General features: G+C 62.8%; 20 protein-coding genes. 11 read left to right on the forward strand and 9 right to left on the reverse strand.

From position 1 onward, the window contains the following. Positions 1–71: 71 nt before the first annotated feature. Both ahcY and KCN53_RS12615 read right to left on the reverse strand, forming a co-directional pair. Positions 72–1460: an adenosylhomocysteinase gene (gene ahcY / locus KCN53_RS12610; protein ID WP_088712121.1), complete on the reverse strand. Its 1389-nt coding sequence runs from the start codon at positions 1458–1460 to the stop codon at positions 72–74. Positions 1461–1569: 109 nt separating this feature from the next. Continuing rightward, complete coding sequence (locus tag KCN53_RS12615) at positions 1570–2130, reverse strand: YqgE/AlgH family protein (RefSeq protein ID WP_088713394.1); 561 nt, start codon at positions 2128–2130, stop codon at positions 1570–1572. 148 nt (positions 2131–2278) lie between these two features. On the opposite strand from KCN53_RS12615, the gene KCN53_RS12620 reads away from it, so the two are divergent. Continuing rightward, positions 2279–2761, forward strand: a complete 483-nt coding sequence (locus KCN53_RS12620) for a peroxiredoxin (protein ID WP_088712120.1) — start codon at positions 2279–2281, stop codon at positions 2759–2761. A 75-nt stretch (positions 2762–2836) separates the two neighbouring features. Here the strand turns inward: KCN53_RS12620 and KCN53_RS12625 are convergent, their stop codons facing one another. From KCN53_RS12625 to KCN53_RS12645, 5 genes are all read right to left on the reverse strand, one after another. Further along, positions 2837–3616 (reverse strand): SIMPL domain-containing protein, encoded by a 780-nt coding sequence (locus KCN53_RS12625; RefSeq protein WP_088712119.1) that lies wholly within the window; start codon positions 3614–3616, stop codon positions 2837–2839. Then, positions 3604–5433 (reverse strand): M2 family metallopeptidase, encoded by a 1830-nt coding sequence (locus KCN53_RS12630; protein WP_088712118.1) that lies wholly within the window; start codon positions 5431–5433, stop codon positions 3604–3606. The genes KCN53_RS12625 and KCN53_RS12630 overlap by 13 nt, the downstream gene beginning before the upstream one ends. Positions 5434–5500: 67 nt before the next feature. Next, the gene (locus tag KCN53_RS12635; protein ID WP_088712117.1) at positions 5501–6259 is read right to left on the reverse strand and encodes an alpha/beta fold hydrolase; all 759 of its coding nucleotides are present in this window, start codon (positions 6257–6259) and stop codon (positions 5501–5503) included. Positions 6260–6341: 82 nt separating this feature from the next. Further along, positions 6342–7424 carry a class I SAM-dependent methyltransferase gene (locus tag KCN53_RS12640; RefSeq protein WP_207790600.1) on the reverse strand — a complete coding sequence of 361 codons (1083 nt, stop codon included), beginning with the start codon at positions 7422–7424 and terminating at the stop codon, positions 6342–6344. Positions 7425–7565: 141 nt separating this feature from the next. After that, a complete protein-coding gene (locus KCN53_RS12645) occupies positions 7566–8321 on the reverse strand; it encodes a DUF4336 domain-containing protein (RefSeq protein ID WP_088712116.1) in 756 nt (251 codons plus the stop codon). A 129-nt stretch (positions 8322–8450) separates the two neighbouring features. On the opposite strand from KCN53_RS12645, the gene KCN53_RS12650 reads away from it, so the two are divergent. Further along, positions 8451–9374, forward strand: a complete 924-nt coding sequence (locus KCN53_RS12650) for a glutaminase (RefSeq protein WP_088712115.1) — start codon at positions 8451–8453, stop codon at positions 9372–9374. 48 nt (positions 9375–9422) lie between these two features. After that, on the forward strand, positions 9423–10652 hold the full coding sequence (locus KCN53_RS12655) for a GGDEF domain-containing protein (RefSeq protein ID WP_088712114.1): 1230 nt from the start codon (positions 9423–9425) through the stop codon (positions 10650–10652). Positions 10653–10700: 48 nt separating this feature from the next. Here the strand turns inward: KCN53_RS12655 and KCN53_RS12660 are convergent, their stop codons facing one another. After that, positions 10701–11723, reverse strand: coding sequence for an aspartate-semialdehyde dehydrogenase (locus KCN53_RS12660; RefSeq protein ID WP_088712113.1), 1023 nt, complete (start codon positions 11721–11723; stop codon positions 10701–10703). Between the two features lie 112 nt (positions 11724–11835). On the opposite strand from KCN53_RS12660, the gene KCN53_RS12665 reads away from it, so the two are divergent. Genes KCN53_RS12665 through KCN53_RS12680 form a run of 4 tightly spaced genes read left to right on the forward strand, consistent with a single transcriptional unit; the run spans position 11836 to position 14839 of the window. Continuing rightward, complete coding sequence (locus tag KCN53_RS12665) at positions 11836–13092, forward strand: Glu/Leu/Phe/Val family dehydrogenase (RefSeq protein ID WP_088712112.1); 1257 nt, start codon at positions 11836–11838, stop codon at positions 13090–13092. A 30-nt stretch (positions 13093–13122) separates the two neighbouring features. Continuing rightward, a complete protein-coding gene (locus tag KCN53_RS12670; protein WP_088712111.1) occupies positions 13123–13782 on the forward strand; it encodes a hypothetical protein in 660 nt (219 codons plus the stop codon). Between the two features lie 35 nt (positions 13783–13817). Next, positions 13818–14207, forward strand: coding sequence for a hypothetical protein (locus KCN53_RS12675; RefSeq protein ID WP_143712208.1), 390 nt, complete (start codon positions 13818–13820; stop codon positions 14205–14207). Beyond that, on the forward strand, positions 14204–14839 hold the full coding sequence (locus tag KCN53_RS12680; RefSeq protein WP_088712109.1) for a glutathione S-transferase family protein: 636 nt from the start codon (positions 14204–14206) through the stop codon (positions 14837–14839). The genes KCN53_RS12675 and KCN53_RS12680 overlap by 4 nt, the downstream gene beginning before the upstream one ends. A gap of 42 nt (positions 14840–14881) precedes the next feature. Here KCN53_RS12680 and KCN53_RS12685 read toward each other — a convergent pair whose 3' ends face one another. Then, positions 14882–15499: a DNA-3-methyladenine glycosylase family protein gene (locus KCN53_RS12685; protein ID WP_088712108.1), complete on the reverse strand. Its 618-nt coding sequence runs from the start codon at positions 15497–15499 to the stop codon at positions 14882–14884. 101 nt (positions 15500–15600) lie between these two features. Between KCN53_RS12685 and KCN53_RS12690 the strand changes: the two genes are divergently transcribed. The 4 genes from KCN53_RS12690 (at position 15601) to KCN53_RS12705 (ending at position 18898) form a co-directional block, all read left to right on the forward strand. Then, the gene (locus KCN53_RS12690; RefSeq protein ID WP_088712107.1) at positions 15601–15918 is read left to right on the forward strand and encodes a 2Fe-2S iron-sulfur cluster-binding protein; all 318 of its coding nucleotides are present in this window, start codon (positions 15601–15603) and stop codon (positions 15916–15918) included. Between the two features lie 89 nt (positions 15919–16007). After that, entirely contained in the window at positions 16008–17111 is a 1104-nt protein-coding gene (locus tag KCN53_RS12695; protein WP_088712106.1) for a sensor histidine kinase, read from the forward strand. Beyond that, entirely contained in the window at positions 17108–17908 is an 801-nt protein-coding gene (locus tag KCN53_RS12700) for a LytR/AlgR family response regulator transcription factor (protein WP_088712105.1), read from the forward strand. The genes KCN53_RS12695 and KCN53_RS12700 overlap by 4 nt, the downstream gene beginning before the upstream one ends. 60 nt (positions 17909–17968) lie before the next feature. Next, complete coding sequence (locus tag KCN53_RS12705; protein ID WP_088712104.1) at positions 17969–18898, forward strand: CHAD domain-containing protein; 930 nt, start codon at positions 17969–17971, stop codon at positions 18896–18898. Position 18899 lies beyond the last annotated feature (1 nt).

Below are 18899 nucleotides of genomic sequence, written 5' to 3' on the forward strand. Positions count from 1 at the left end.
GACACCGGTGACCAACGAGAAAGGGCCGGAGCTTCCGCCCCGGCCCCTCGCCGCTTGGCCTGATCGATCGATCAATACCGGTAGGCGTCGGTCTTGTACGGACCTTCCTTCGGCACGTTGATGTAGGAGGCCTGCTCGTCGGACAGCTCGGTCAGATGGACGTTCAGCTTGTCGAGATGAAGCTTCGCGACCTTCTCGTCGAGATGCTTCGGCAGCACATAGACCTGGTTCTCGTACTCGCCGTGATTCTTCCAAAGTTCGATCTGCGCGAGCACCTGGTTGGTGAAGCTTGCCGACATGACGAAACTCGGGTGGCCGGTGGCGTTGCCCAGGTTGAGAAGGCGGCCTTGCGACAGCAGCAGGATACGGTGTCCGTCCGGGAAGGTGTACATGTCCACCTGCGGTTTCACTTCGACATGTTCGAGGTTGCGCAGGCCGTTCACCTGAATCTCGTTATCGAAATGGCCGATGTTCCCGACGATGGCCATGTCCTTCATTTCGCGCATGTGGTCGACGGTGATGACATCCTTGTTGCCGGTCGACGTGACGAAGATGTCGCCGTGCTTCACGGCCTCTTCCATCGTCATGACCGAAAAGCCGTCCATGGCCGCCTGCAGCGCACAGATCGGATCGATTTCCGTCACGATCACGCGGGCGCCCGCGCCGCGCAGCGAAGCCGCCGACCCCTTGCCGACATCGCCATAGCCGGCCACCACGGCCACCTTGCCCGCCATCATTACGTCGGTGCCGCGGCGAATGCCGTCCACCAGCGATTCCTTGCAGCCATATTTATTGTCGAACTTCGACTTGGTGACGCTGTCGTTCACGTTGATCGCCGGGAACGGCAGCTTGCCCTTTTTCGCAAGGTCATAAAGGCGGTGCACACCGGTCGTCGTCTCTTCCGAAACGCCGCGGATGGCATCGCGCGTCTTTTTGAAGAAGCCGGGCGACTCCTTGAGGCGCTGCTGCAGAACCTTCTGAAACGCCTCTTCTTCCTCGTTCTGCGGCGCGGGAAGGCTTTCGCCCTCCTCAACGCGGGCGCCCCAGATGATGTACATGGTGGCATCGCCGCCATCGTCGAGGATCATGTTGCAGGGCTCGTCGCCCCACTGGAAAATCTTGTCGACATATTCCCAATATTCCTCGAGCGTTTCGCCCTTCTTCGCGAATACGGGAATGCCGGCCTTGGCCATCGCCGCCGCGGCATGATCCTGGGTCGAATAGATATTGCAGGACGCCCAGCGAACCTCCGCACCGAGTTCGGTCAGCGTTTCGATCAGCGCCGCGGTCTGGATGGTCATGTGAAGGCACCCGGCAATGCGCGCGCCCTTCAGCGGCTTCTCCGCACCATATTCCTCGCGCGTGGCCATCAGCCCGGGCATTTCGGTTTCGGCGATGTCCAATTCGGTCCGGCCATATTGGGCAAGTCCGATGTCGGCGATGATGTAGTCTTCGGCCATGGCGAGCGCTCCTTTCGGATAAAACGGGTATGATCTCTGCCCCGGCCCTTAGGGAGAGGACCGGGACCGAGCAAATATAAAGATGTCTTTATATGATCGCCTGAAAGGCTCAGGCGGTTCCCGCGCTGGGCGAGAGAAGGCCGACGTCGATGCCTTCGCTTTCGAACGCCAGGCGCCAGCGGTCTTCCACCGGCGTGTCCCACAGGAAAGCCTCGGTCCCTTCGGCCCGCATCCAGCCATGCTGGGTCAGTTCGCCGTCGAGCTGGCCCTCTCCCCAACCGGTATAGCCGAGCGCCACCAGCCATTTCTTCGGACCCGTCCCCGCCGCGATCGCGCGGAGGATGTCGAGCGTCGCCGTGAGCGCCCAGCGGCCTGCCACGTTCAGCGTCCCCTGCCCTTCATAGTCGGTCGAATGCAGCACGAACCCGCGCGCGGGTTCGACGGGGCCGCCGGCATAGACCGGGCCGTCCTCCATGTCGCCGGGATCGACGCCGAGCTGTTCGAACAACCCGTGAAGCGTCACATCTCCGCGCAGATGATTCACGACGATACCGAGGGCACTCTCTTCGTCATGCGAGCAGACGGCGATGAGAGCGCGCGCAAAGCGGTCATCGCCCATCCCCGGCATGGACAAAAGAAACTGGCCGGAGAGAAATTGCGGTTCTGTCATATGCATAGCCTATCGGAGCTTGCTGGTGGCTGCCAAGAAGAGAACAGGGCAACATCATAACGCGTCCGCCGGATGGCCAGTCGCAATTCACGGAACAAGGCGGCCCTCGAAGGCGCTTGAAAATCACATCTGCAGGAGGAGATACGCAATGACGGTTTCGGTTGGAGACAAGGTCCCGAACGCCACGCTGACGAAAATGACCAGCGACGGGCCGCGTCCCGTCAACACTGAGGAATTCTTCTCCGGCCGCTGCGTGGCGCTATTCGCCGTCCCCGGCGCGTTTACGCCGACATGCTCTGCCAAACACCTCCCCGGCTTCATCGAAAAGGCCGGCGAGCTGAAGGAAAAGGGCATCGACGAGATTGCCTGTGTGTCGGTGAACGATGCCTTCGTCATGGACGCCTGGGGCCGCGATGCGAACGCCGTCGACAAGATCACCATGCTCGCCGACGGAAATGGCGAATTTGCTGAAAAGCTTGGGCTTTCCATGGACGCGTCCGGCTTCGGCATGGGCAAGCGTTCGCAGCGCTTCTCCATGATCGTGAAGGACGGCAAGGTCAGCGAACTGAATGTCGAGGCCCCCGGCGATTTCCGCGTTTCGAGCGCGGAGCACATGCTCAGCCAGCTTTAACAGCCAGCTTTGACCTGATCTCGAACCTCCGGGCGTGCTGGACGCCAAGGGCATTCGCGCGCCCGGAGCTCATACCTAGTCGGCGGGGACGAGCAGAAAGTCGACATAAAGCTGCGCGCTGCGCGTGATCTCCCCTTGGGCGAGCGGCGGCGGCGGCGGAGCCGGAACCGCCATCTCGTAGTTCTGAACTCGCGAACCAGTTACCGTGATCACATCGGTGGCGGACACGCCGAGCGGGCCGCTATCCGAAATTCGTAGGATGGACGCGACGCTCATGCCGAACCCTTCGGCGTAGGCACGCGCCTCCGCCAGCGCCTGCCGCACCGCGTCGCGGCGGGCCAGGGAGAGGACCTCCTCTTCCCCCTCCTCCAGCTGGAAACTCGGACCGTTTACCGTATTCGCTCCCGCTTCGAACAGGGCATCGAGGATGTCGGGGGCCTTGTCGAGGTCGCGCAGCCGCACCGTGACACTGTTATTTGCAACATAGCCGAGAATGCGGGGAGCCGCCGTCTGGGCTCCCCGCTCGCCCCGTTCGAACTCCGGCTGCACGCTGACCGAGCGCGTCTGGATATCGCGCGGCGCAACCTCCATCCGGTCGAGAGTATCGGCTATCTTGCTTGCCAGCGCGCTATTCTCGTCGATCGCCTGCCGCGCGGTGTCACCGGTGGTCGTGATACCGACGGAAAAGACCGCGACGTCGGGAACCGCTACGGCTTCCCCGCGCGCCCGCACCTGAAGCAGGGTGGCACCGCCTAACTCCGGCAAGGATTGGGCGGCCGCCGAAGAACAGACAGGCGCCAGCGTGGCGATCGCCAGACATCCGGCAACGGCGCGCACAGAATCTACCAGCCGCATGACCGGCCCCTATTCTGGCCCTCCAGCCATTCCGTCAGCGGGGCGAAGTATTCCGCCATCGCGCTGCCGTTCATGTCCCTCGTGCCGGTAAACGCCTCGAGAGCATCGGGCCACGGGCGGCTGGATCCCATGGCGAGCATTGCATTCAGCTTTTCGCCGACCTCTTCGTCCGCATAGATCGAGCAGCGGTGCAAGGGACCCTCCCAGCCGGCCTGATCGCAGGCAGCCTTGTGAAACTGGAACTGGAGGAGCCGCGCCAGATAATAGCGCGTGTACGGGGTGTTCCCCGGCACATGATATTTGGCGCCGGGGTCGAACGAGTCTCCCGGCCTGTCGCCGCCCGGCGGCGTTATACCCTGATAGTCGAAGCGAAGCTGGGTCCACGCGCTGTTATAGTCGGCCGGCTGAATTTCGCCCGAGAAGACCTGCCATCGCCACTTGTCGATAAGCAGTCCGAAGGGGAGGAAGGCGACCTTATCCAGCGCCTGACGCAAAAGAAGACCGATATCCTTCGACTCGTCCGGAACATTCGCGGGATCGAGGAGGCCAAGGTCGACCAGATATTCCGGTGTTACGGAAAGCGCGATGAAATCGCCGACGGCCTCGTGAAAGCCGTCATTTGCCGAGCCCTTATACAAGAAGGGCTGGTTGCTATAGGCGCGCTGGTAGAAATTGTGGCCGAGTTCGTGATGCACCGTCACGAAGTCGTCCGCGTTTACCCGCGTGCACATCTTGATGCGCAGGTCGTCCTCGTTGTCGACGTCCCAAGCGGACGCATGGCAGACGACTTCACGGTCTGCAGGAGCGGTGATCTGGCTGCGCTGCCAGAAGGTTTCGGGTAGCTCGTCGAACCCCAGCGAGGTGAAGAAGGCTTCGCCCGTTTCGACGATCTTCACGGGCGTGTAGTCGGCGCCTTCCAGAAGGTCGGTCAGGTCATAGCCGATGTCGCCCGCCCCCTCGGGCGCCACGAGAGGGTAGATGTTACCCCATTCCTGGGCCCACATATTGCCGAGAAGGTCGGCGCGGATGGGGCCGTCGGCGGGCTGCACTTCGTCGCCATATTCCTCGTTCAGCTCGGCGCGGACATAGCAGTGAAGCTGATCGTAGAGCGGCTTCACTTCGTTCCAGGTGCGGTCGAGAAGTCGGGCGAACTCGTCCGGGTCCATGTCGTATCCCGATCGCCACATGGCACCGGTATCCGCATAGCCGAGCGCCTGCGCGCCCTCATTGGAAATCTCCACGAAGCGCGCATAGTCTTCTTTCATGGGTACGCCGACACGGTGCCAGCTGGTCCACATTTCCTCCAGAAGCTCGGGATCGCGCACGGTCCCCATAAGCGCTTCGAGCTCATTCCCGCGGGTCGTCTCGCCCTTGTAGGTGCCGGTCCCCTTGCCATAGGCGGACTGGAGCCCGGTCAGGATGGTGGACAGCTCGTCGGCCGCGCCGGGAATGTCCGGCGCGGGTGCCGTAAGTCCCTGGCGCAGCATATTCAGCTTACGCTTTGTGTCGTAGTCGAGCCCCTCGACCTCCGCGTAGCGGGCGGCTTGATTGGCAAGTTCGACAGCCGCTTCGGTAAACTCCGCGCCCGCTCGCGCAGCGAGGAAGTCGGTGTCGACGTTGATATAGGTCGCGTTCACCCATGCCGCCTTCGCTGCATAGATGCTGAGATCCGCAAGCCGCTCTTCGGCGCTTTCCACGAAAGACCTGGCATCGGCAGCGGTCGGCTGACCCGTTTCGGCAGGCTGATGGTGATCGGCCCTGGCGGCACCGGTGAGCAGGGCCGCGGCAAGCGCGGCGGTAGATATCTGACGAAGCATGGGCTCCACTTCCCAAAGCAGGTTTCGAACGGCCCATGTTTCAGGGCCGGTCGTCTCCGCCGTCAAGTCAACCGAAAGCGGAGGCCAGGGCCTCGCCGAACTCCGGCTTCGTTACGGAAGACATGTGCGTCCCGGGAATCTCGGCAAACGAGGCGCCGGGAATGGCGTCGGCAAGCTCACGCGCGCCGTTCAGATAGATATCCTCGGCACCGCAGATCACATGGGTGGGAACGTCGATGGCTCGCAATGCGGTATCCGAAGTGTCGGTTACGGCATGCAGCAGCGCGCGGGCAGCCGTCAGATCGACCTTGTTCGTCTTCAGGAACTGCTGAGTCATATAGGCTTCGGTCCCGGGCTTGTGGCTGCCGTAGCTGTCGATCGTCTGCACGAAATCCGGAATGCGCGTGCCGGCACCATGATCGGTGATGCCGGCAAGGCTCATGCCGCAAAGAGCCAGACGGCCGGGCTCGAGCATGCGTTCGGCAGTCGTGATCGCGGCAGTACGCGCGCCGAGAGAGAATCCGGCCATGTCGAAATCCGAAATTGCCAGATAGTCGAGCCAGGCGGACGTATCCCGCTCCAGGACGCCGACGGGATAGGCCTTCGCATCGGTGGGCGCTTCGCTTTGCCCGTGCGCGCGAAAGTCGAGCATAAGGACGCGAAAGCCGGCCCGCGCGAGGCGATCCGCAGTCCCGAACTTGATCCAGTTGACCTCCGCACTGGAAAACAGGCCATGGAGGAGAAGAAGCGGACGTCCCTCTACCGGGCCCATCTCGTGCCATGCGAGGCGGGCGCCGTCGAAACTGCTGAAGCGATGCACCGACATAGCCCCGGTGAAGCAAAAAATGGTGCCGCCGCCTAGGGGTAGGACGAGGAAAGGCGGCGGCACCGCTGCCGAGACCGAGGGTCTAGTTCGCCCGGCAGACAAAGTAAGCATTGCGAAGGTCGTGGGGCAGACGGTGCATGGCCACGGAATCGAACCCGGCCTCTGCCAGGAGAAGCTGCGCCAGCTCGACACCCCAGGCCGAACCGAGCCCTGCGCCGTTTTGGGACAGGCTGACCGTCATGCAGTGCATGCACGACATCGTGTAGATGAACGGCGCCAGCGGGTGGTTCACATTGCCAGCGTGAGAGCTGTGTGCGTGAATATCCTGCATGATGTAGACCCCGCGGGGTCGCAGAGCATTGCGAATGCGGGCGAGCAGCGCATCGGGATGTCGCTGACCATGGACCGCATCGAACGTCAGAATAAGGTCGAACGCCCGGTGATCGGTCATCGCCGTCCCGTCGAGTTCTGCATAGCGGACATTGTCCAGCCCCTCTGCCTGAACCCGTGCCTCTGCAATCTGGCGCGGACTGCGATCATAGCCGGTGAAGCTGCTGTTCGGGTACAGCCGAGCGAGTTCGCGCACGAGGCGGCCTCCGCCGCATCCGACATCGAGTACGTCGATGCCCTCGATCAGACGCTCCCGAAGACCGGCTGACAGCGCGATGGTTGCATCGAGATCGAGCGAAAGTTCGGTTTCCGCCGCCTTCACCTCGCGGAAGCGTCCGAAAGCGGCTGCCGGAACCCCGCCCCCATTGCGGAAGCATTCGACGATCTCGGTTTCCACCGGCGCGAGAACGCCAATCCACTGCATCATCGCGGCGAGATTCACGGCGTCCGCGTTGCCGCCAAGAAAACGGGCATGTTCAGGGGGCAGGCGGTAGGTTTCGGCGATCCGGTCGATTTCCACGATCCCTGCAGTGGTCATCGCCCCCAGCCATTCGCGGACATACCGTTCGGACAGACCGGCCTCGCGAGCCCAGCCCGCACTGCTTTTCCAGGCGCCGCCATGCATCGCGTCGAACAGCCCCGTGCGGTGACCGACGGACACCATCATGGCGGCACCTGCCTTGTTCAGCATGTCCACCATCTTCTGCGCGAAGTCAGGAAGATCGTTGCCCTGCACCATATCCACGGCGCGCGGCGCCTTTGCCAGGAAGCCCATCGTCCAATTCCCCAAAACCTGTCTTCCCTTCATTCGGAAGGCAGCGTTGGACGCAGCGTCGCAGACAGCGTGGTAATTGGATCGCAAAAGCGTTGTATTTACCCGGGCGGCCCCACCCGACCCGGCAAGTCGCTGTAAATCCTAGGCGCTTCGGGGCACAGCCCAACGAAAGGCGCGTCGTAGTTCCGCCCGCCCGTCGCGGGGATAGGGCCGGCCATGGGACATGATGACCCCCCGCGTATCCCAGCCGAGAACCTGGTGCAGCGCGCGGCGCACCGCTGTGATCTTGGGGCGGAATGTCAGTTGAAGGTCGAACGGCGCTTTTCCGTCTGGATCCGCAGCGCCTGCCAGCCGCAACAGCAACCGCAGCCACCAAGACCTGACGCGGACGGGCTCGAAATTCTCGATAAGGTCACAGAGGATCGTGGTGCGGCTCTCGCGGTGAAAGAAAACCGCCTCCGTCACCGCAGTGCCGGGCACGAGGACCTGTTCGATCTCCCCGGCCCAAGAGTGCGGCGCGGCGGCCCCCAGTGCCCGGAGAGAGGGGAGCGGCCGTTTCGCGGTCTCGGACAAGCCCGGTACTCCGAACAGCTCTGCCTGCGGGTATCGCGCATGCCAGTCCGGCACATACCAATAGTGGATGCTGTTCGGAGCCAGGAGAAATGCAGGGGTGCCGAGGGCATCGATCGCAGAGAAGAGCGCCTCGCTTGGCTGGGTGGGGCTGTGAAGCCACAACCGTCCGTCAGCCAGACGGATGATCGTCATCCTGGTTGGGAAAGGCAGTTCGACCGGCCCATAGTCCATCCGGATTTCCGGGCCGTCGACAATCCAGATATTCGGACCGAAGGGCTTGGGTTCGTTCAGAGGCTCATATGGTTGGAACGCCAGATCCGTCATTCGCGCCTCCTTAGAAAATGCCGCACCGATGGTAGCATTTCGCCCGGATCAGAGCGAGCACTGCGCCGCCGTAAGGATTGGCGACAAATTGAGTTCAGACGAAGGCCGAGATGGGCTAGCGAGACCGCCATGGATTTGCAGAACATGGTCGAAGAAGTCTGGAATTCGCTCGCCGATCAGCGCGGCGCGGGCAAGGTGGCCGACTATATCCCGGCGTTGGCGGAGGTCGATCCGAACTGCTTCGGGATCGCGCTGGCAACCAGGGATGGACGCACCTACTGCGCAGGAGACGGCGAAGTCCCTTTTTCTATCCAAAGCATCTCGAAAGTGTTCGTGCTGGCCATGGCGCTAGACCGCCACGGCTCTGCTCTGTTCGAAGCGGTCGGACGGGAACCGTCGGGCGACCCGTTCAATTCGATCGTCCAGCTGGAGCGGGAGAAAGGCATTCCCCGCAACCCGTTCATCAATGCGGGCGCCATCGTCACCACGGACCGGCTGATCGACGACCGGAGTACCGAAGAAGCCGTGGAAGAGCTGCTCGCGGCGCTCAAGAAGATGGCGCGCGACGACGATATCCGCATCGACAAGGAGGTGGCGCAATCGGAGAGCCGGACCGGCGCGCGCAACCGCAGTCTCGCCTATTTCATGGCGGACTTCGACCGACTGCTGAACCCGGTAGAGACCGTGCTGTCGGTCTACTTTCGCCAGTGTGCCTTGACGATGACGTGCAAGCAGCTCGCCGAGGCGGCGCTTTTTCTGGCGTTCGACGGCACCGACCCTGTCACGGGTCACGTCCTTACATCGACCCAGCGCGCACGGCGCATCAACGCGTTGATGCTGACCTGCGGCCATTACGACAATTCGGGCGAGTTCGCCTATGAGGTCGGCTTTTGCGGAAAGTCCGGCGTGGGCGGCGGAATCCTCGCGATCGTCCCTGACAAAGCCTCGATCGCCGTATGGGCCCCGGGCCTGAACCGCGAAGGCACAAGCCTTCTCGGTGCCCGGGCCCTTAGAGAGATTGCCCACCGAACGGGCTGGTCGGTATTCGGCTAGGTAGTTTCACGTCCATGACAATCGCGCCGGAGGCCTTACAAGGCGCGCATGACCACGCCCCCGATCTCGGAAATCCAGCCGGATCATATATACCGGGAGACGATCGAATCCGCGCTTACGAGCCGGAAGGCGATGTGGTTTCTGCCGCCGCTCCTGCGATCGAGATATCTGGCGCTGACCAGCTCGTCGCGGCGCTGGCAATTTCTCCTCGCAATAGGTTTCGGGATGGCGGGCAATCTCGCTTGCCTGGCAATCGACGCCAGGATCGGGGAAGACTTCCTCCGGCATAGTCTGCCGCTCCGTCTCGGCGTGGTCTTCGGACCTCAGCTGCTCGCTTTCGCGCTCGTCTGGGCCAGAGTATCACCGCGGATTAGCTACCCGGCCATAGTGATTTCGCTGCTGGCGTTGGTGAGCGTTCCCGCGCATCTTTCCACCATTGCCGGTCCGATCGTCGGCGACCGCTACCTGCTTGCCGCGGGTCTGGTCGCGCTGGCGGCAAATTTCGTGCTCCCGATGAGCTTCCGCTACTCTGCCTTCGCGGCGGCAGCCAACACGGCCCTGATCCTGCTCTTCGCGGTGGACAGCGGAGAACTGGGCTTCATCGAGTTGGGGGCCTTTTTCGCGTTTCTGATCCTCACAACGCTGGTGGCGACCTATCGAACGGAATTGGGCGAGAAGCGCTCTTTTCTACTGGGCCTGCGCGACCACTTGCGCGTTGCGGAGTTGAGCGACGCCAATGCCCGGCTTGCCGAACTCACACGCACCGACCAGCTCACCGACCTGGCCAACCGTCGCGGGTTCGACGAGACCTATGCGCGCCTGCTGGCCGAAGCGCAGCAGGCGAACGACTGGATCGGCCTGCTGATGATCGATATCGACCGGTTCAAGCAGTTCAACGACGCGCTCGGTCACGAGGAAGGCGATGTGTGCCTGTGCACGGTGGCCGGCGCGCTGAAAGAAGCCTTGCGGGAAAGCGACGCGTTCGTAGCGCGCTACGGCGGCGAGGAATTTGCGGTCGTCCTGCCGGGCGCCGGGCCGGTCGAAGCGCGCCGCACGGCAGAATCTCTTCGCAAAGCGATCGAGGATCTGAAGCTAGGCCATCCCGCGCCGCCGCACCGGTTCGTGACCATCAGTATCGGAGTGGCCGCCGCCCGCATGGAACCCTCCATGGCAAGCGAAGCTGGCCCGCCGCTCCTGAACATGGCGGACCGCGCGCTCTACGACGCCAAGCGAAAGGGCCGAAACAGGACCGCCTTCGCCACCCCTGCCGCCGCCTGAGGGCGCACGTCTGCGTTTAGAAGCGGCGTCTCGGGAAGGCCCCTGCGCCTACCCCTTCTGCAGCCGCTCGCGGCCCAGAAGTTCCGCAATCTGGACCGCGTTCAATGCGGCGCCCTTCCGCAGATTGTCGCTGACGCACCACAGGTTCAGACCGTGTTTCACGGTCGGGTCCTTGCGCACGCGGCTGATGTAGGTCGCGTATTCGCCGACACATTCCACCGGCGTCACATAGCCGCCATTCTCTCGCTTATCGACCAGCATGCAGCCCGGAGCCTCTCTCAGAATCTTGTGCGCCTGCTCGACGCTGAGGGGCTTTTCGAACTCCACGTTCAGGGCTTCCGAATGGCCGACGAAGACCGGAACGCGGACGCACGTGGCGGTCACCTCGATATCCGGGTCGAGAATCTTGTGGGTCTCGGAGACCATCTTCCACTCTTCCTTGGTGGACCCGTCATCCATGAACTTGTCGATATGGGGGATGACGTTGAAGGCGATCTGCTTGGTGAAAACCTCGCTTTCCTTCGGGTCACCGACGAAAATGGCGCGGGTCTGCGTGAACAGTTCGTCCATCGCCTCCTTTCCGGCGCCCGAAACCGACTGATAGGTCGAAACAACGACCCGCTTGATCGTCGCCGCATCGTGCAAAGGCTTCAGCGCGACCATCATCTGCGCCGTAGAACAGTTCGGATTGGCGATGATGTTCCGCTTCATGCGCCCGAGCGCCTGCGGGTTCACTTCCGGCACTATGAGCGGAACGTCGGGCTCCATGCGATAAAGAGAGCTGTTGTCGATAACCACGCAGCCCGCCGCCGCGGCCCGCGGTGCATGTTCCTTGGCAGGACCCGAGCCAGCAGCGAACAGGGCAATATCCCAACCGGAAAAGTCGAAATGTTCGATGGACTGGCACTTCAGTTCGCGGTCCGTATCACCGAAATCGATCATGCGGCCCTGGCTGCGGCTGGATGCGACGGCGGCAATGTCGTCGAGCGGAAATTCGCGCTCTGCGAGGATGGCGAGCATTTCGCGGCCCACATTTCCCGTCGCTCCCACGACGGCGACCCGGTAACCCATATCGAACTCCCTGATTGGCGCCGCGCGAATAGGACGCAGCCCGCTTCTGTGCAACGGCACGTGGTCCGAACCGTTCGCCCGCACAAGAGCAGAGACGCCGAAAGGGACCCGGATGAGTGATGAGTTGAGGGCCGCCCGCGACCGGATGTACCGGGCCGCAGAATATTTCGACGTTGCGGACGAACTTGTCGAGCGGCTCGATTATCCGTCGGAGACGCTGGCGGCATCCATACCGCTGCGCTGCGACGACGGGACCCTCCTGCAACTGAAGGCCTGGCGCTGCCGCTACAACTCGACGCTTGGTCCGACAAAGGGCGGTGTACGCTTTCATCAGTCCGTCTGCCTCGGCGAAGTCCAGACGCTCGCTTTCCTGATGACGATGAAGTGCGCGCTGATGGGCCTTCCCTTCGGGGGCGGCAAAGGCGGCGTTCATGTCGACGCAAGCGGCCTGTCGGCGATGGAAAAAGAACGCCTGACGAGAGGCTATGTGCGCGCCTTTGCCCGTATCCTGGGCCCCGAACGCGACATCCCCGCACCGGATGTCGCGACAGGCGAGCAGGAGATGGCCTGGATGGCGAGCGAATACAGCGAACTCGAAGGCAGGATCCTGCCGGGAGCGTTTACGGGCAAGCCGGTCGTCCTGGGCGGGGCGCGCGGCCGCACTGCCGCCACTGGCCGCGGAGCATTGATCGCGCTGGAAGAGATGCGGCCGAAGCTCGACCTGCCGAACGGCGGTCTGAAGATCGCGCTTCAGGGCCTCGGCAATGCCGGAATCTGGTTCGCAAAGAGCGCCGTCGAGGCCGGCCACCGGATCGTTGCCGCGTCGGACAGCTCCGGCATGGTCTCGGACCCCGATGGCCTCGACATCGAGACCATCGCGAAGCTTAAAGCCGAGGGAAATCACCTGTCCGACCTGGACGGCGCGGATCTTTCCGATGGCGCGGATATCGTTTCGGCGGATTGCGACGTGCTTGCTCTCGCCGCCTTGGGCGGGGTCATCACCTCGGAAAACGCCGATCAGGTCGACGCCCCCGTGATTCTGGAAATTGCCAACATCCCGATCCTGCCCGAAGCCGATGAAACCCTGCGTAACAAGGGTATCGAGGTGGTGCCCGACATCCTCGCCAACGGCGGGGGCGTCACCGTCAGTCACGCCGAATGGGTCCAGAACCGGGAAGGCCTGAGCTGGAGCGAAGAGCGCGTCGACGACTATCTCGAATCGCAGATGAAGAAGGCCACTTGCCGAACTAGCGAAGCAATGGATGCGCAGCATGTCGACATGCGGACGGCGGCTTATGGCGCGGCCATGGTCCGCTTGTGCGAGGCAATCAGCGTATCGGGAACGGCGGAGGATTTCGCCCCCGCTTGAGCCACTGACAAAAGGCGATAGGACGACCCCATGACCTTCGACCTGAACCTCTTCCTCATTTATGCCCTGCCCGGTTTCCTGATCGGGTTGCTGCTCGGTTATCTCCTGTTCAACGGCTCCCGGGCGCGCGCGACCCTGCGCGAGAAGCTGGGAGAACGCGAGGCCGCCCTGCGTGTCGCCGAAGAGCGGCAGCAGACCCTGGAACAGGATGTCGCGATGGCCCGCGATCAGGTGAAACCGCTGGCCGACGAAGTCGACAAGCTACGTGCCGAGACCTCGCGCCTGAAGGCACGGGCCACGAAAACCGCCGAGCCTTCGAGCGAACCGGTGGCCGCGGCTGCGGCAGTACCGGCCCCGCCGCCCTCGGCCCCGGCAGACGGCCCGCGGGCCTTCCAGCCGGATGGGAAGTTGCCGACCTTCCTTCCGGAACGCCCCGCGGAACCGGATGACCTCTCCCTCCTAAAGGGCGTCGGACCAAAGCTGGAACAGACGTTTCACGATGTCGGCGTGTGGTACTTCGCGCAGATTGCCGGCTGGACGGACGAGGAGCTGGCCGAGGTCGATGCCAAGCTGGGCAACTTCAAAGGTCGCATCGCAAGAGACAAGCTGCGGGAGCAGGCCGAACTGCTCGCCGCAGGACGGGTGACCGAATATGAAGCGCGCTTCGGCAAGCTGGGCCCCGCCAAATGATCCGGCCGTGCAGGCTTCCCCTTTCGGTAGCGGCATTGCCGGTCCTTGTCCTGCTCGCAGCCTGCGAGCCGGATCCCCGGACGGCCGCGCCCGCCGAAGACCAGGCCGAAGAGCAAGAGGACGCCCTGCCGCCGCCGCCGAAGGACCCGCGCCGCTTCATCGGTCGCTGGGCGCGGTCGGACGACCAGTGCACCACGGACTGGTGGCGCTTCTGGGCGGACGAGCTGCGCACCGCCACCGAAGGGCTGCGCTGCGATATCCTGCCGCCCGACGCGAGCTTTTCGGATACCGAACTCAGAACGCTTTGCCGGACCCGGGAGGGCGGTGTCCGCGAAACCTGGAATATCGAATATGGCGAGGATGCGGAAACGATGACGATCACCGGTGAAGAGGGACAGACGGTCAACCTGGTGAAGTGCGCATGAAGCTTTATCACTGCCAAGGCGCGCGGTCGTTCCGGCCGCTCTGGACCCTAGAGGAACTGGGCATCGACTATGACCTTGAGGTCATGCCCTTCCCGCCGCGCTTCAAGCAGGAGGGGTATCTCGACATCAACCCTCTCGGAACGGTGCCGACCCTGGTGGACGAAGATACCGTTCTCACCGAAAGCGTCGCGATCTGCCATTACCTCGTGGAGACGAACATCGGCACCACGCTCGGCATGAAGCCGACCGAGGCGGACTATGGCACCTACCTCAACTTCCTGTACCAGTCGGATGCGACCCTGACGTTCCCGCAGACCCTGTTCCTGCGCTACAAAGTGTTCGAGACCGAGCGCAATCTGGGTCAGGCGGGCGACGACTATGTACAGTGGTTCTTCTCGCGCCTCAGGGCCGTGGCAAGGATGATGGGCGACCGGGAATTCGTTGCCGGCGACCGCTTCACCATCGCCGACATTTGCTTCTCTTATGCCCTTAAGCTGGCGGCGCAGCTGGAACTGGGTGAGTTTCCGGAGAATGTGGCGGCCTATTGGGAGCGCATGAGTGCCCGGGACGGCTATAAGCGCGCGATCGCCAAGGAAACGCCTGAAAAGAAGAAGAAGAAGAAGGACGGCTAGACCGCCGCGGGCGGGCAGCGTTTGCGACGTGACGACCGCCCCTCAGAACACGTCCGTGTTATAGCTGTACCACATGAGGATCGCGGCTGCGCCGCGAAACGGGCGCCATGGCTCGGCAAGTTCGCGCGCCTGCTTTGCGGTGGGCCGTTCGGCGAGGTCGTGGATACGGCCGGTCTCGACCTGGACGGCGAGGTCCCCGGCGGGCCAGATATCCCGCCGCCCCTCCGCGAACAGTAAGTAGATCTCCGCCGACCACCGCCCGATACCCTTCACCGCCGTCAGCCGCGCAATCGCCTCCTCGTCATCTTCCGGAAGCTCGGACAGCGACAGAGCCCCATCGCCCACGAGCGATGCAAGGCTTTGCGAATAAGCGACCTTCTGGCGCGAGAGGCCTGCGGCGCGCAACTCGTCGAAGCTGAGAGCCGAGAGCGCAAGGGGATCCTCGATCCAGCCGACGGCAGCGGAAAGCTTGTCCCAGATACTGGCGGCCGCCTTCACACTGACCTGCTGCCCGACGATCGTTCGCAGGAGCGTCTCGTAACCCGCCGGACGAATCCGCGGTTCGGGATAGCCCACGCGCTCGATCGTCCGGGCAATGGGCGGCGATATCGCCGCGAGCCGGTCCAGGTCCGAAATCAGCTGTTCACGCGTCAGGCCCATGAGGGGACCCCTTCCTTTTTGACAGTGGAATCGCGAACGTTATTAGCGTGGGCGCTGCCAAAGCGAACGGCGCATCCGCGCCCCAGGGAGGAAATCTGTCGATGCCGAAGCTTACCGTTCTCACCCGTGATGGAGACGCCCGGACCGTGGATGCGGAAACCGGCCTGAGCGTGATGGAGAATATTCGCGACAACGGCTTCGACGAGCTGCTGGCCTTGTGCGGCGGGTGCTGTTCGTGCGCGACGTGCCATGTGCATGTCGACGACGACTGGATCAACAAGGTGGGCCCGCCGAACGACGACGAGGACGATCTGCTGGAATCCTCCGATCACAAGAATGAGAATAGCCGCCTCAGCTGTCAGATCGAAATGACCGACGATCTGGACGGTCTGACGGTTCAGATCGCCCCCGAAGACTGAAAGAGCCCGGCGCGGCGCCGGCGCTGGCGTTAACGCGCCGGCATCCCTTTTCTTGGCTGTTAGGCGTTTAGCCTGCTATCCGGACAGTCATGGAGCCGGACGCAGACCGAACGCCGAGTTTTTTCTCAGACAAGGAGCGTGCGTTCTGGCTGCTGCAATGCGGCGGCTGGGCGGCCTATTTCGTCGTCCGCACGCTGGGCGGGCTGGCCAACTCCATGGGTCTGTCCTTCGTCATTCCCACGGCCATCGTAACCCTGACGGGCTTTTCCATCACCCTGCTCCTCAGCGCGGGGTTCCGGCGCATCATCCGCATGAAGCCGGTCTATGTATGGAGCCTGACGCTCCTTCTCCTCATCCCCTCGGCCGCTCTATTCTCGATCCTGGAGGTCTGGGCGCATTCGCGCTTCTACAATCCGACGTACCAGCCGGAGGGGCTGCAGTTCTTCGGCGCAATATTGCTCGACATCAGCGTGCTCGGGGCCTGGTCCGGCCTCTACTACGGCATCAATTTCTACCTGCTGCTTTCGCGCCAGACCGAGCGGATGCTGACCGTCGCCGCGCAGGCGTCGGAAGCCAGCCTCGCCATGCTGCGCTATCAGGTGAATCCCCACTTCCTGTTCAACACCCTGAACAGCATCTCGACGCTGGTTCTTCTCAAGGAGAATGAGCGCGCGAATGCGATGCTGTCCCGCCTGTCGAGCTTCCTGCGCTATTCCCTGGCCGAAGAGCCGGGGTCGCAGGTTACGCTGGCGCAGGAGCTGGAAGCCCTGAAACTCTATTTCGATATCGAGCGGATGCGGTTCGAGGACCGGCTGCAGACGAATTTCTCCATCGAAGAGGAGGCCCAGCACGCCTGCGTGCCGTCCATGATCCTGCAACCCTTGGCTGAAAACGCGATCAAATATGCCGTCACGCCGCAGGAAGAGGGCGCCGAGATCACCGTATCGGCCCGCGTCTCGCAAGGGCGCCTGCTCATTCACGTCACCGATACCGGACCCGGATTAAAGGCCGACAAGCCGGCCTTTGTCGACGGCGCGGGCGTAGGCCTGAAGAACATTCGCGACCGCCTGGCGCAGGCCTATGGGGAGCAATCGCGCTTCTCAATCGCTGATGGGCAGGACGGCGGCGTGGTAGCCGCCATCGAGATACCGTATCAAACGAAACTGCCCGACTTGAAAGAAGCCGCAGAATGACGATCCGGACCATTCTCGTCGATGACGAACCCCTTGCGATCAAGGGTCTCGAAATGCGTCTGCAAGCCTTCGAGGATGTGGAAATCGTCGACCGCTGCGCAAATGGACGCGAGGCCATCAAGTCGATCAAGACGCACAAGCCCGATCTCGTCTTCCTCGACATCCAGATGCCGGGTTTCGACGGCTTTTCGGTCATAGGGGCGCTGGCGGACATGGATCCGCCGTTATTCGTCATGGTCACGGCATATAACGAATATGCCGTGAAGGCCTTCGAAGCGCGCGCGGTCGACTATCTGATGAAACCGGTCGAGGAGGACCGGCTGGCCGAAACGATGGGCCGCATCCGTCGGCGCCTGTCGGAAAAGTCCGCCTCCACCGAGAAGGCGAAGCTGCAGGAGCTGCTGGAGGAAGTGGCGCCCGAAGCCGCCGAGCAGTTCGCCGAAGGCAGCTCCGCCTCCTCCGACGAGGACCGGTACGAGAAGCTTCTCAATATCAAGGATCGCGGGCAGATATTTCGCGTCGATATCGAAAGCATCGAGCGCATCGATGCCGCCGGCGACTATATGTGCATCTATACCGGCGACAACACGCTGATCCTGCGCGAGACGATGAAAGACCTGGAAAAGCGCCTCGATCCGCGCATGTTTCAGCGGGTGCACCGCTCGACGATCGTTAATCTTGACCAGGTTCGCGAAGTGAAACCGCACACCAATGGCGAGAGCTTCCTCGTGCTAACGTCCGGCGCACAGGTGAAGGTCAGCCGGTCCTATCGAGAAGTGATCGCGCGCTTCCTCTAGCTCAGGAACTTTCCTCCCGTGGCAACCGCTCCTCTTCGGAAGAATGAAGGAGATGGGTTAATGGCGTATCGCTTCCTTGCCAGCGATGCCTCGGTGGAAGCAGGGCTGCGCAGGATCGCCGGCGAACAGATCGACAAGGCCCTCGCGACGCTGCGCGACGGTACGGAAGCTGAGGAGGAGAAGGTCCACGACCTGCGCAAGCGCTGCAAGAAGCTGCGCGGCCTGATCCGGATCGTCCGGCCGTCCTTCCCCGCCTATCAGGAGGAGAACGCCTTCTTCCGCGATCTTGCGAGATCGCTGTCGGACCTGCGCGATGCAAAGGTCATGCAGGATTGTTACGATCGCATCTGCAACGCCTACGACGACGCGCTCGACCGCAGCGAGTTGGGCAGCGTCCGGCGCAACCTGACGGCCCGCCGCGACGATATCCGCGAAAGGCAGTCGCTGCAGGCGCGCCTTGCCGATGCCGAGAGCGCCCTGACGGACGCTCGGGAGCGAGCGAAAAGCTGGTCTCTGGACGGCAGCGGCTGGGATGTCTTGACCGGTGGCCTTGCCAAAACCTATTCGCGGGGCGTCAGCGCGATGGAGAAGGCGGAGGAAAATGCGGAACCCCGCCGCCTGCATGAATGGCGCAAACGCACGAAATATCACTGGTACCATATGAGGCTGCTGGAAGAAGTCTGGCCGCCGATGATGTCGGAGCGCGCCGACCAGGCGCATGCGCTGTCGGACGATCTGGGCGATCACCATGATCTCGCCCTTTTCGTCGACCTGCTGACGGAGGACGCGGGGCGCTACGGGCCGGTGGAAAAGGTGGACGTCCTGACTGGGCTGGCGGGCAAGTTGATGGCGAGGCTGGAGCGCACCGCCCTCGACCTCGGTCCGAAGCTCTATGCGGAGACCGAGGACGACCTCCTTGCCCGTATCGGCAGCTACTGGGAAAGCTGGCGCGAGGGCGCCCCCGACCGCAAGCTGGCCGCCACCGGCTGAA

The organism is Pacificimonas aurantium (genome assembly GCF_020092905.1).
Taxonomy (GTDB): Bacteria; Pseudomonadota; Alphaproteobacteria; order Sphingomonadales; family Sphingomonadaceae; genus Pacificimonas; species Pacificimonas aurantium.